The 13,161-nt window shown below is 50.4% G+C and carries 13 protein-coding genes; 6 read left to right on the plus strand and 7 right to left on the minus strand.

Annotation, left to right across the window (positions count from 1 at the left end; translation table 11 throughout):
- Positions 1-161: 161 nt before the first annotated feature.
- The gene (locus AB8516_RS18585) at positions 162-1,223 is read right to left on the minus strand and encodes an OsmC family protein (protein WP_369162676.1); all 1,062 of its coding nucleotides are present in this window, start codon (positions 1,221-1,223) and stop codon (positions 162-164) included.
- Positions 1,224-1,520: 297 nt separating this feature from the next.
- Between AB8516_RS18585 and AB8516_RS18590 the strand changes: the two genes are divergently transcribed.
- The gene (locus tag AB8516_RS18590) at positions 1,521-1,991 is read left to right on the plus strand and encodes a hypothetical protein (protein WP_369162677.1); all 471 of its coding nucleotides are present in this window, start codon (positions 1,521-1,523) and stop codon (positions 1,989-1,991) included.
- Between the two features lie 46 nt (positions 1,992-2,037).
- On the opposite strand, the gene AB8516_RS18595 is transcribed toward AB8516_RS18590, so the two are convergent.
- From AB8516_RS18595 to AB8516_RS18610, 4 genes are all read right to left on the minus strand, one after another.
- Positions 2,038-3,081 carry an XdhC family protein gene (locus AB8516_RS18595; RefSeq protein ID WP_369162678.1) on the minus strand — a complete coding sequence of 348 codons (1,044 nt, stop codon included), beginning with the start codon at positions 3,079-3,081 and terminating at the stop codon, positions 2,038-2,040.
- 218 nt (positions 3,082-3,299) lie between these two features.
- Entirely contained in the window at positions 3,300-5,654 is a 2,355-nt protein-coding gene (locus AB8516_RS18600; protein ID WP_369162679.1) for a xanthine dehydrogenase family protein molybdopterin-binding subunit, read from the minus strand.
- A 24-nt stretch (positions 5,655-5,678) separates the two neighbouring features.
- Positions 5,679-6,167: a (2Fe-2S)-binding protein gene (locus AB8516_RS18605; protein WP_369162680.1), complete on the minus strand. Its 489-nt coding sequence runs from the start codon at positions 6,165-6,167 to the stop codon at positions 5,679-5,681.
- Positions 6,168-6,186: 19 nt separating this feature from the next.
- The gene (locus tag AB8516_RS18610) at positions 6,187-7,056 is read right to left on the minus strand and encodes a xanthine dehydrogenase family protein subunit M (protein WP_369162681.1); all 870 of its coding nucleotides are present in this window, start codon (positions 7,054-7,056) and stop codon (positions 6,187-6,189) included.
- A 437-nt stretch (positions 7,057-7,493) separates the two neighbouring features.
- Between AB8516_RS18610 and AB8516_RS18615 the strand changes: the two genes are divergently transcribed.
- Genes AB8516_RS18615 through AB8516_RS18635 form a run of 5 tightly spaced genes read left to right on the plus strand, consistent with a single transcriptional unit; the run spans position 7,494 to position 11,446 of the window.
- Positions 7,494-9,062 (plus strand): Re/Si-specific NAD(P)(+) transhydrogenase subunit alpha, encoded by a 1,569-nt coding sequence (locus AB8516_RS18615; protein WP_369162682.1) that lies wholly within the window; start codon positions 7,494-7,496, stop codon positions 9,060-9,062.
- 2 nt (positions 9,063-9,064) lie between these two features.
- On the plus strand, positions 9,065-10,450 hold the full coding sequence (gene pntB / locus AB8516_RS18620) for a Re/Si-specific NAD(P)(+) transhydrogenase subunit beta (RefSeq protein WP_369162683.1): 1,386 nt from the start codon (positions 9,065-9,067) through the stop codon (positions 10,448-10,450).
- Positions 10,451-10,468: 18 nt separating this feature from the next.
- Positions 10,469-10,774, plus strand: coding sequence for a monooxygenase (locus AB8516_RS18625; RefSeq protein WP_369162684.1), 306 nt, complete (start codon positions 10,469-10,471; stop codon positions 10,772-10,774).
- A gap of 22 nt (positions 10,775-10,796) precedes the next feature.
- Entirely contained in the window at positions 10,797-10,943 is a 147-nt protein-coding gene (locus AB8516_RS18630; protein ID WP_369162685.1) for a hypothetical protein, read from the plus strand.
- Entirely contained in the window at positions 10,937-11,446 is a 510-nt protein-coding gene (locus tag AB8516_RS18635; protein WP_369162686.1) for a hypothetical protein, read from the plus strand. Before AB8516_RS18630 ends, AB8516_RS18635 begins: the two co-directional genes overlap by 7 nt.
- A gap of 51 nt (positions 11,447-11,497) precedes the next feature.
- Here AB8516_RS18635 and AB8516_RS18640 read toward each other — a convergent pair whose 3' ends face one another.
- Both AB8516_RS18640 and AB8516_RS18645 read right to left on the minus strand, forming a co-directional pair.
- Positions 11,498-11,923: an iron-sulfur cluster assembly scaffold protein gene (locus AB8516_RS18640; protein ID WP_369162687.1), complete on the minus strand. Its 426-nt coding sequence runs from the start codon at positions 11,921-11,923 to the stop codon at positions 11,498-11,500.
- Positions 11,920-13,152: an aminotransferase class V-fold PLP-dependent enzyme gene (locus tag AB8516_RS18645; RefSeq protein WP_369162688.1), complete on the minus strand. Its 1,233-nt coding sequence runs from the start codon at positions 13,150-13,152 to the stop codon at positions 11,920-11,922. Before AB8516_RS18645 ends, AB8516_RS18640 begins: the two co-directional genes overlap by 4 nt.
- Positions 13,153-13,161 lie beyond the last annotated feature (9 nt).

Consider the following 13,161-nt stretch of genomic DNA (forward strand, 5'->3'; position numbering starts at 1 on the left):
GATGGGCAGTGAATAGGGGATGGGCAATGCCCAGCCTATACAATCTGCGAATTAATAACCGAAGTGGCTATGACATGGTTCGATGAATCTCTACTTTAGGTCTAGATGGAACTCGCTGGCATACTGACGCCCATGCCTGACTGATAGACTTAAGTGAATTCCTACAACACGAAGTGAGAACGGTTCGAACCACGGTAAGCTGCATGTAGATAGCAGCTCTGTTCACCCATAGCGACAAGCTTGCGTGCGGCATCATCATTTTCTGATGAATCTATAAAGACATGCGTATTAACCGGCCTGGCCTGCGCTGCAGTTTCACCGTCGGCCGTGGCGCTGGGCAGACTAAACCAAGTGTCTTGCACGATACGATAGTCCGAGAGATCTTGTTTGGCGAGATGTGCATATCGACCGAGCTGTGTCATGAAACAAAAAGATACCCCTGCAGCAACGTATGCGAGTGCACCCGGTGCACGTTCCGCACCACCGAATCTAGTGGATTCGTCGGCCAGAATTCGGTAAACCCCGCTAACAGGCTTTGACAATTGCACTAGTGTTTCCTTGATGCCATCGTCCCGTAACGAACATACGCCCCGTAGGTGCAAACTGCGTTTCTGTTCCATGGCAAGCCCTGATCCCGAACCCTGAGAGCCACCAGATACGATCATTAAGCCGTCTTCCCCCTTTGAGAGGATTTCCGGAAGATAGCTTTGTACAGAGGCAGGTTCTACGTTGTCGAACAGACACGCAGGGTCGTCAACTTTGTATCCCGTAGCGGCGATTGCTTTATCCAACTCTACATCAACACCGTTTTTGCTTAGCAGAAAACGACTGTTCAGGACACTGGACATAATGGCAATTGCTGGAGAGGCAGCCATGGCAAGCACGCCCAGTTCATTTAGCATACCCTTTGAAGTTTCCGCGTCAATTTCGAATTTGACCCGTACAGGCATGGCGGAGCCAGTCATTGTGCCTTTTGCAATGGAACCTTCCATGGCATAGTAACTGTCGACCGTGACCTTGATGTCGCCAACCGAGATGTTTCGCTGCCGCACTAGGGCCTGTACTTCCGAAACAAGTGAAACGGCCAGTCCGGTAGTGAAGTAGGCGAGGGGAAACGGTGCCAGGTCAGTGCCATTCAGCCAGGGCCCTTCGTCACAGACGATACGCCAGGTCGTGCCGGTCGGTCCGTACATGACAAGGGCTTCTTTCTGAAAACCTTCCATTGCACGTGTCACCGTCCGTACACGGATTTCTGTGTCGCTCGCTAAGTCTTCGAATGGTAACTCGGAGTTCGTTGCTGTCTTGAATACGAATGGATAGGGATTATCTAGGATGGATGACATGTTTCAATTGACCTCGCTAACGATAAAACCATCAGTAGATCGTAGCTCGTCTTTTTCCGGAGAATACCATTTGTGTGCATTATGCTTTGTTGTCAGCGCAAAATGCATTTTACTTGGCTGCTCTGCTGCACACAGGAGAATTATGGCTATATACGACTCATCCGGGTAACGAGAAACATGATGGTTTCATTGCAAATGTCTCAGCTGGGCCGTGAGTTACCTATCCCTTTCTACTTGGGAATGACTGCTTTTAATATGTTATGCTACCCATCTCGCCTGCAATTGGGATTAACTATGATAAATGTCGGCTGTGTATTATATACAAAAGGCGAAGAGCCAGGATCACTCAATGCCAAGTGGTGTCATCCTCTTTTCGGTAAAGGTGTATTTGGGACAGGAAAAGCAACAGGTGGACCAGTAGAAGGTTTCGTAGGCCGATATCAAATACAGTATTTTGATGCCGAAGGTAATCATATAGCAGGTTTTGAATTAGATATTAAAAAAGATAGCGAGTATTACGAGTTGGCGTGGATAGATAACGGAACAGTTCTAGATCGAGGTATTGGCATGGAGGTTTCAGAAGGTCTTGCTGCGGGCTGGCGCCGTATCAAAGATACACCTCCACAGGATTTTGAAACTCAGGAGTAACTTTCAGCTCAATGCCGCTAGCAGCTGAAAATCATTTTATTCACTGTCAGGCAGAACGTGTATATCTTTCCTGAATCAACTGCGCCAAGACGGAAACAGCTATTTCCGCGGGTGAACGACCACCAAGATTCAAGCCTGCCGGTGCGCGAATCCTATGTAGCAAATTGCCCAAACCGATTTCGGTAAGACGCTCAATCCTCTTTGAGTGGGTACGTTTACTACCCAGGGCGCTTATATAGAAAGCGGAACTTTTCAGGGCTGATACCAATGCCGGGTCATCGATTTTTGGATCGTGTGACAGCGTAACAAGGGCAGTTCGTTCATCCAATACCAGCTGGTTTAATATCTGATCCGGCCACTCACAAACCAGATTGATATCAGGAAATCTTTCAGGATTGGCAAATGCGCGACGCGGGTCGATGACAGTTACCTGATAGCCTGCTTCGGTAGCAATCGCTGCCAATACCTGCGCAATGTGCACAGCTCCGATAACAATCAAGCGGTATGGCGGTACGTAGCTGCGGACAAAAAGCGTATGATTCGCCTGTTCGATTTTACCGCTTCGCCCACTGCTCAACATTAAGCTGATTTTATCCAGCGAGTGCTTATCAAGACTCAATTGACCAATAGTGTCTGACTGTAAGTTGATGGCTGTTTTCCCGCCATCGTCCAATTGCGTGATCGTTGCGATAGCTTTGTTTTCCTTTCTCGCTTTTGGCAGCTGTTCCGCATAGATGGCGTTGGAAGCATTTTCCAGAAAAATCTGAATCGCCCCGCCACAGGAGAGGCCTACTTCCCATGCTTCAGCATCGCTGATTCCAAATTCGATCTGTTTTGGTTTACCACCATCCATCAACTCCAAGGCCTCAGTCACGACGGCACTCTCTATACAGCCTCCCGAGACCGAGCCGACAAAATTGGCCTGTTCATCGATCACCAAGTGGCTGCCGACGGATCGAGGGGATGAGCCCCAGGTTTCGATGACAGTGGCCAGAACGGTTTTTCGCCCTTCCTTCAGCCATTGTCCCATGGTATCGAGTTCATCACCCAATCCGATACCGTTATCGAAGGATATTGGAGGTTCAACCATTGTCATATGCCTGTTGCAGAATAAGGATTGATAAATCTACGCTTTCAATAGCTGTAATTCTACTCATGTATACAACTATTTTCGTATACGGACGTTAAAAAAACAGCCGTGGTCTCTCACCACGTAAAAATGTCAGTCAATATAGGACACTAAACCCGTCTCTGGATTACGGTATGAGCCGGAATGACAAAGGCAGGCGTTGGTAGTGCCAACAGGTACTAATTCGCGCGCTTTTCATTGAGCGCTTTAAGTATTTTCTCCGGTGTAATGGGAAGTTCCGTAATCTGAATACCGATTGCGTTGTAGATGGCGTTGGCCGTGGCTCCGACAGGCGCCACGAGGCCTGCCTCACCCACACTCTTCGCGCCAAAGGGACCATGCGGGTCGGGGTTCTCTATAATGATGTTGGTGATTTTCGGCATGTCCGATGGTCCCAACATTTTGTAGTCGGTAAATGAATTGTTCAACACTTTGCCGTCGGTGTCGAAATAGAGCTCTTCCGTCAATGCCATGCCAAGTCCCTGCTGTGCGCCGCCCTCGAGTTGTCCTTCCACCACAGCCGGGTTGATCGCTCTACCGATGTCATGACCATTGACCATTTCGATGAGCTTTATTTCCCCGGTTTCCGTATCCACTTCGAGTTCCACGAAACAGGCCCCGAAAGGGGGGGAGTTATGCATTGGATTAAAGCTTGAGTAGCCCAGAATCTGGCCGGGTATGGACTCCGGTGCGCCGGTCTGAGGATTGAGAAAAGGATAAACGCCACCGGAACAGATTTCCGCGGCAGCAACCTTCCTGTCCGGTGATCCTTTGACGAAGATCTGTTTGTCTTCGATTTCTAGGTCATCCGGGTTCGCTTCTAGCAGCGTGGCCGCACGTTCCAGCAATTGTTTCAATGCATCCTTACAGGCGGCCATCACGGCGCCGCCGCCGACATAGAGTGTGCGACTGGCATGAGCGCCGATATCATATCCCGCATCATTGCTGTCACCGACCGATAGTGATACGTCTTCTAGTGGAAATCCCAGCGTTTCCGCGGCAATTTGTCGCAATGTGGTATGGGAGCCTTGTCCCATGTCGGAGCAGGCGAAGGCGACCACGGCCGTTGCATCTTCATTGAGACGGACACTGCATACGGTGTGTTCAAGCAGCATCGGCATGGCGCCGCTGGTGTGAACCATGACAGCGACGCCTACACCGCGACGCTTGACGCCTGTTTGTTTGGCATATCTTTCACGTTTCGCCTTCCAATCTATTGCCTTTGCACCCTCGTCCAGCACCTCATCCAATGCACAGGAGGCATAGGGAACCCCTGCACACCAACCATCATCACCGACATCCTTATGCCATTTTTTGCGCCATTCAACAGGATCGATATTCAGTTCATTGCAGGCACGATCGACAAGTTGCTCCAATACAAAGTTGGTCTGTGGATTACCATAACCACGGTAGGCTCCACAAACCGGTTGATTGGTGAAATAGGATTCACCCTTATAGCGGAGTGCGCCGAATTTATAGAGACCACTTACCCAACCCCCTGTGGTAAAGGCGACACCGGAACCGTCTAAATAGTAGCCGCCCTTATAATTGACAAATTTTGCATCGCAGGCGACCGGGGCTCCGTCTTTCTTGAAACCCATCTTCATCCAATAGTCACCGGGGTGACGGCTTGGTGATGTCAGCCAATCCTCCTCCCTTGGAGACTGTACCTTGATCGGTCGTCCTGGTAGAGCCATGGCAAGGGCACAGATATGGGGTTCAAGCACCATACCCAGACGTGCGCCAAAACCACCACCAACCACGGTTTGTATGATTCTCACTCTGGACATCGGCAGATTGAACAGCTTTGCAATCTTCGGCTGCACACTTTTGGGCATCTGAGTGGATGTCCAACAGGAGAGCAATCCATCATCATCATAAAGTGCGATATAGCTGTTAGGCTCCATCTGGGCCTGTTTCTGTTTGCTGGTGTAAAAGTTGTCTTCTACGATAATATCGGCTTCCTTGAAACCTTCATCAGCGTCACCCCAGCCAAGAGTATTGTTGGGAAAGGCCGGCTCAGGAAGTTCAAAGGCCATGTTTCCAGGTTTTTGTGGCGTAAACTGGACTGCGCCTTCCTGGGACGACTCCGCTGCATTCAAATAGACCGGCAAGGGTTCATACTCGACCTTGATCCGCTCCGAGGCCCTTTCAGCAGCTTCCTCGGATGTTGCAACAATGGCAGCTATGCCATCACCATAGTGTTTGACATGGTCTGTTAATATTTTCTGATCTTCGATATCACCCAGCATCCCGCGCATATCTTTTGAAACCATGATGTCGATAACCGACTGATTATAGAATTTGGTTGTCAGATCTTCTGGGGCAAATACTTTGACCACACCAGGCATTTTTGCCGCTGCAGAGAGATCCAACGATTTTACCTTTGCATGGGCATGTTCATAACAACGGACGATTTTTGCATGTAATGTTCCTGGCAGATTGATGTCGGCGGCATAGACGGCCCTGCCTGTCACTTTTGCCTTGACATCGATCTTAATTTCGCTTTTTCCGACAGTTCTGAATTCGCTCATCTCAATTCCTCCGCATACCGGTCATCAACTGCCTGCCTGGGCCATTTTTTTACCGGCAAGCTGTACTGCCGTGACGATTTTTTCATAACCCGTACAACGACAGATATTGCCTTCCAGCCACTCGCGAATTTCATCTTCCGAGGGATTGGGATTGTTTTTTAGAAGGCCTACGGACTTAAGAACCATGCCAGGTGTACAGTAGCCGCATTGTACAGCTGCATTTTCCACAAAGGCTTCCTGGATGGGATGCAGGGTGCCGTCCGCAGTTTGTAATCCGGCTGCGGTTGTAATCGACTTCCCATCCATAGTGGCTGCCAGAGTCAGACATGAATTGATTACCTTCCGATCATCCACGAGCACAGTGCAGGCACCGCATTCACCGGTACCGCAGCCGTACTTGGTTTCGGGCATGTTCAATTCATCACGTAGAATGTCGAGCAGGGTTTTGTTGGGTTGGATGGTGAGTTGATGGGCGATGCCATTGACTTCCAAACTGATGCTGTGTTTTTTCATCGTGTTTTTCCGAATTCGATTAACTGAGACTGCATGCCTGTTCAATGGCGCGTCGTAGAAATACACCGGATACGGATTTCCTGTACTCGGCAGTGGAACGTTGATCATCGATGGGATTGATCTCATCCTTGACGGAGGCCGTGATTCGTTTCAAAGCTGTTCCATCAAGTTCTTGTCCGATCAGTTTTTTTTCCGTTTCGCGCAGGCGAATTGGTGTGGGAGCGACACATCCCATGGCGATACGGGCATCCGTGCATCTGTCGGTATCCATGACAAGGTTTACCGCAACGTTGAGCTTAGCGAGATCTTCATTGACACGGGTCAGGCGTTTGAATGCTGATGTGCTGCCGGATCGGGGAGCGGGTACTCTCAGTTCGATGGCAAGTTCGTCGGTGCGGCGTTCTGTTTTCTGGTAGGAGATCCACAGGTCATCGATGTCGACTTCTCTCTCTCCCTGTTTGCTGGCCAGCACGATCGAGCCGCCCAGCGCATATATGGCACAGCTGCAGTCACCCGCTGGAGATGCGCGCAATAGATTACCGAGCAGTGTGGCGCTGTTGCGGATTTGCGGGGTAGCAAAGATTTTTGCCGATTGCCAAAGTGCCGAATAGTGTTGCTTGACCGCCTTGGAATCCAGAATCTGAGCTATTGTTGTATTCGCTCCGATGCGTAATCCTTTATCCGGATCGAACGATAGATAGTCCAACTCCGGAATGGCTGAAATACTCATGGCATATTCAGTAGAGAAACCGAACTTCATTGCCACAAGAACATCGGTACCACCGGCAATGGGCGTGACACTATCGCGATACTCATCAAGGATATCCAGCGCTTCCGCTATGGTTTTCGGCGTCAGAAGCTCGAATTCAGTCAATATTCGGGTACTCATTGGGATTCTCCGGACCTGTATGTCATGCCATTAGCCCTCGATTACACAGAGGCAGACCTGGTAATAAACAGGCCATAAAATCCGGAAATATCACCCCCTGGTCTATTTCCGGTACGGAATCGGAAGTTTTCTTTTTTCGATTCCTTCACATTCGAAGGCTCAGTTCTCATCAAAATGGCGCAACAGCACATCTCCTATCCCTGTTGGCCTGTAAACAATTATTAAGAGTGGATGGTCCGGGAGACTATGCAAATTGCGCACAGTAGGCGCTTTTAATGCATAAATAATCTCCGGGACAGACCTCCGGGGGCGGATTGAAATCTGCCTCTTCATGGCCATGCACTGCCAGTCAACAAGTGAACCTGACTGAACAAGACGCACTCAGGGGGCGAATCTATTGTGAATTCAGGTAACTATTAGTACGGGGTTATGAATTAATGAATATCGGCGTGCCCAAAGAGATACACCCAAATGAAAAGCGGGTGGCACTGACACCTTCAGTGGCTCATAAGCTACAGCAGTTGGGGTTTTGCGTTCAGATGGAAAGCGGCGCCGGTCTGTCGGCTAGGTTCAGTGACGATGACTATCGGGATGCGGGTGTGGAAATCCTGAATGAAACTGAACACCTGTGGTCATCCAGCGATATCGTGTTAAAAGTCAGGGCGCCCGAGGAGCACCCGGGTTTGGGTATTCATGAAGGGGATCTCCTGGCCGAGGGGAGTGCATTGGTCAGTTTTATCTGGCCTGCCCAGAATGAAGATCTGATGCAGAGGTTGGCAAAGCGCAAGGTTAACGTATTCGCCATGGATGCGATTCCGCGTATCTCCCGAGCCCAGAAAATGGATGCATTGAGTTCAATGGCCAATATTGCAGGTTATCGGGCCGTGGTGGAGGCTGCCAACTCTTTCGGGCGCTTTTTTACCGGCCAGATAACGGCAGCGGGAAAGATGCCACCAGCCAAAGTTTTAGTCATCGGAGCCGGTGTAGCCGGCTTGTCGGCTATCGGTGCTGCCGGAAGTATGGGCGCTTTAGTACGTGCTTTCGATACCCGGCCGGAAGTTAAGGAACAGGTTGAAAGCATGGGCGCAGAGTTTCTGGAACTGAATTTCACGGAAGAGGGTGGTGGTGAAGGCGGTTATGCAAAGGTGATGAGCAAAGCCTTTATCGAAGCGGAAATGGCGTTATTTCATGAGCAGGCGAAACAAGTGGATATCATAATAACCACTGCGCTGATTCCCGGAAAACCGGCGCCAAAATTGATTACCGCCGATATGGTAAGGTCCATGAGAAAAGGTAGCGTTATCGTGGATCTCGCCTCGGAACAGGGCGGTAACTGCGAACTGACAGAACCGGGAGAAGTGGTTGAGAGACATGGTGTGACCCTTGTCGGCCATATGGATCTTCCGAGCAGGTTAGCCACTCAATCCAGTCAACTCTATTCCACCAATTTGTTTCATTTGCTCTCTGATCTGACTCCAGAGAATAACGGAGAGATTGTAATCAACATGGAGGACGAAGTGATTCGTGGCGCCACGGTCATCAAAGATGGCGAGATTACATGGCCACCGCCACCGCCACGACTCTCTGCAGCTCCGGCAAAACCGAAGCCGCCCGAAGCAATAATCCCACCCAGTACAGAAAGGCAACCCACACATTCCAAGGGTCTGACTACCCTGTTGGGCATTGCTATTGCACTGATAGCTGTACTTGGGGTGGGAGCTGTTGCGCCGGCATCCTTTCTTTCCCATTTCATCGTTTTTGTTTTGGCCTGTTTTGTGGGTTGGCAGGTAATTTGGGCGGTTACTCCGGCGTTACATACCCCTTTGATGAGTGTTACCAACGCAATCAGCGGCATCATAGTGATTGGTGCGTTATTGCAGGTAGGCTCAAGCAACCACATGGTGATGCTACTGGCTTTATTTGCTGTGTTGATTGCTTCCATCAATATCGTTGGCGGTTTTTTTGTGACCCAGCGAATGCTCAAAATGTTTAGTAGAGAGAGTTGAACATGAATGCAGGCGTTATAACTTCGGCCTATATTGCGGCAAGTGTGTTGTTTATCCTCAGCCTTGGCGGTTTAAGCAACCAGGAATCAGCAAAACATGGCAACCTGTATGGCATGCTGGGCATGATAATCGCTATCGTTGCCACGCTAGGCAATGGTATCGGTGGGTTGCAATGGATTCTTGCAGCCATGGTGATCGGTGGTGCTATCGGCGCTCTCTTCGCAGCCAGGGTTCAGATGACTTCCATGCCTGAGCTGGTAGCGATAATGCACAGTTTTGTCGGTTTGGCTGCTGTATTGGTTGGTTATGGCAGTTTTCTGGATCCAGCCGATGGGATGAGTCACAAGGAACATCTGTTTCATGAAGCGGAAATCTACATAGGTATCTTTATCGGAGCGATAACCTTCAGTGGATCGGTGGTCGCTTTTGGTAAGTTGCGTGGAATTATTCACAGCAAACCTCTTGCCTTGCCCGCCCGACATTGGCTCAATCTTGTTGGATTACTGGCTTGTATCTGGCTGGCCGGGGATTTTCTGGGCACCCAGGATATCCAAGCCGCAATAGTCCCTTTGGGAATCATGACGGTCATTGCATTGTTATTCGGGATTCACATGGTGATGGCAATTGGCGGCGCGGATATGCCTGTGGTGATTTCCATGCTCAACAGCTATTCAGGCTGGGCGGCAGCCGCGGCAGGTTTTATGCTGTCCAATGATCTGCTTATCGTTACCGGTGCATTGGTAGGGTCGAGCGGAGCCATTCTCAGTTACATCATGTGCCGTGCAATGAACCGGAATTTTTTCAGCGTTATCATGGGCGGTTTTGGAAGTGCCGGGGGAGGGAATGCCGCTGTTGAAGAAGGTGAGATTCAGCCAACGTCAGCTGTCGAGGTGGCTGAACTCCTGGGCAGTGCGGAAAATGTCATTATCGTGCCCGGTTATGGTATGGCCGTGGCGCATGCCCAGCATACAGTATCCGAAGTTACCCATGCGTTGCGAAAAAAAGGGATAAACGTGAGGTTTGCCATTCATCCTGTGGCAGGACGCATGCCGGGGCACATGAATGTATTACTGGCTGAGGCGAAGGTGCCTTATGACATCGTTATGGAGATGGATGAGATTAACCAGGAGTTTCAGAATACCGATGTTGTTTTGGTGATCGGGGCTAATGATATCGTTAATCCTTCGGCCTTGGAAAACCCGGATAGCCCGATCGCCGGCATGCCGGTACTGGAGGTCTGGCATGCCAAACGTACCGTGGTGCTGAAGCGATCCATGGCAACCGGTTACGCAGGTGTGGATAACCCGCTTTTCTTTCGCGATAACACCCATATGCTGTTCGGTGATGCACGTGACAGTGTCGATACCGTACTCAAGCAAGTGGCATGATTACCGGGGGGTCGTCAGATGCTGACACTGTTGTGCATAGAGTTTCCTTTTCAGGGTCCTTTCGGTGCAAGGCTGTCGGAAGAAATGCAGGATCTTGCCGCTTCAATAGCGGAAGAGCCGGGATTGATCTGGAAGATATGGACTGAGAGTCCTGACGAAAAGCGGGCTGGGGGTATCTATTTGTTCAGGGACCGGGTTGCTGCCCGTCGTTATGAGGAAATGCACAGCGCCAGGTTGAGTGACTTCGGGATGAAGGATATCAACATAAAGCGCTTTCAAGTCAACGAGGGACTCACGACAGTCACGCGAGGCCCGTTGGAATAAGCGGAAATACCCGGGAGTTTCCATGAGCGCCAGTCTGACGGACAAGATGGAAGACCATGCACTGGAATCGGTTCCCGAGGCGGATCGTATCGGTTGGTTGAAAATAAGCTGGAACACTACACGACAGTACAGGGCATGTCCGCACAAGAGGCGCCCCGGCAGGTGTTGAAAAACCCCGACAGTATTGCAGCCACATTTATGGTTTTCGCCGGTGCCATCGGGTTTGTTTTGATGTTTCTGGCGCAAGCCAAGGCGCAGGTTTTAAATGCGTACAGCTCATCTCTTTGTTTGAGTAATATGTCAGATGCCCTGCTTGGCTGGCGGCCGGGAAGGGTGACATTCGTGGTGCTGGCCAATGTTATCGCTTTATTGATGCTATACGGACATATCCTGGAATTGGTCGAGCAGTGGATAAAACTCCTGGGTGTTCTGCTCAGCGCCTTATCCAGCGTGATCATAATGGACTACTATATTGTCGCCAAACGCTTAGGTAAAGTTGATCCGTCTGAGCAGATTAACTGGGCGGGAGTCATCAGTCTGATTACAGCAGTTGTATTGGCCCATTGGGTTTTCAAACCATGGCAACCTATTGAAGTGCTGAGTTCGATTGCAACGGTTACCGTGGTTTACCCCATATTGCGCCTGCGGCTATTGAGACCGCGCTGTAAATAGGGCTGGTTTATACTCGCTCATGTGGCCGGGCTACACAAACGAAGCAATCAATCAGCTGCTTCGATCAAGTGCCTGATTGAGTGCTTTGAATGGCAGCAGAACACATTCATAACGGCTCTTGTGTCCGTGCACCGCTTTGAATACCGATAACGCCTGCCAGTGATGCTGAATTGGCAAAATGTTCTCTTTCAGTAATATTTCCAATTCTGTTTTAGCCATTTTGATATCATCGATATTTTTACCGGGTGCATCACGTCCGATCAAGGAAGCTGCTGCGCGACATAGCGCACATCCCCGAACCTCATGTGCCAGCTCCGTCACTCTGCCGCGGTCGTCCCAGGTTACATCGATAATCACGCGATCACCACAGAGTGGGTTATCCAGCTGAACCCGGGCATGGGGGTTTTCCAGTTGTCCACTGCCGATCGAATCCTTTGCCAGCGCCATAATCGGATCAGCGTATATCGGGTTGTTCAAATCAATATCCTCTGTGCTTCTTCAAGTGCTTGCAATAAGGCGTCAACATCCGATTCATCATTGTAAAGTGCAAGGCTGGCGCGGGTAGTGCCCATTAGACCAAGGAAACGCATCAGGGGTTCTGCGCAATGGTGTCCTCCACGTACAGCGATTCCGCGATCTGCAACTATTTGGCATAAGTCATGGGGATGGATGTTTGCCAGATCCATGGAGATCAGGCTGAGGCGCTCTTGCAGATCGCCGGGGCCGATCAACCGTACTCCGGGAAACAGACTTAAACCATCAAGCAGCTGGGCGGTTATTTGCTTTAAATGACTCTCCACCGCCGCCAGGTCAAGCTTCATCAGCCAGTTTGCGGCGGCAGCGAGGCCTACTGCCTGAGCTATCGGAGGTGTGCCCGGCTCAAATCGGGCAGGAATTTCGGCGGCTTCAAAGCTGTCGATCGTTACACTGTGAACCATGCCGCCGCCGCCGAATGGCGGCTTGAGGCATTCCAGTCTCTCGCGGCATCCCCAAAGCAGGCCTATACCCGTGGGGGCAAACATTTTGTGGCCTGAAAGTGCGTAGAAATCCACGCCTAAGGCATTGACATCGATGGGGCCGTGCTGCGCCATCTGGGCGCCGTCAAGCAATACGGCGGCATCCACCGAATGTGCAGCATCAATGATAAGTGCCAGATCGGTTATCGCACCGGTGACATTGGAGGCATGAGTGATCGCAACTAAACGGCAACGGTCGGTCATCAGGCTGTCAAGCGATTTCATATCGATACGCCCGTCTGCAGCCAATGGCAAAAAACGTAACTGTATGCCTGTGCGTTGAGACAGAATTTGCCAGGGCAGCAGGTTACTGTGGTGTTCAGCCAATGAGAGCAGAATCTCGTCCCCCGCTTTCAAATCGGCTGCCATAGCATTAGCCAGAAGATTAATGGCGCCTGTTGTACCGGAACTGAAAATAATCTCAGATGCGTCATCTGTGCCCAAATAATGTGCCAGGGTGGTGCGGGCATGTTGGTACGCATCGGTAGCCGTTTCCGCCAGGGAATATATGCCTCGGGATATATTGGCGCGACATTCACGTTCATGCAGGTCTACCGCCTGAATGACAGCCTCGGGACACTGGGTTGTGGCCGCATTATCCATATATCGAAGCTGCGGATGTGACGAGAATATAGGAAATTGCTTTTTTACTTCCGCGGGATCGAAAACCGGTGACTCAGGATTAGTCATTTGCATATC

It is taken from the genome of Candidatus Thiodiazotropha sp. LNASS1 (genome assembly GCF_964212655.1).
Lineage (GTDB): Bacteria > Pseudomonadota > Gammaproteobacteria > Chromatiales > Chromatiaceae > Thiodiazotropha.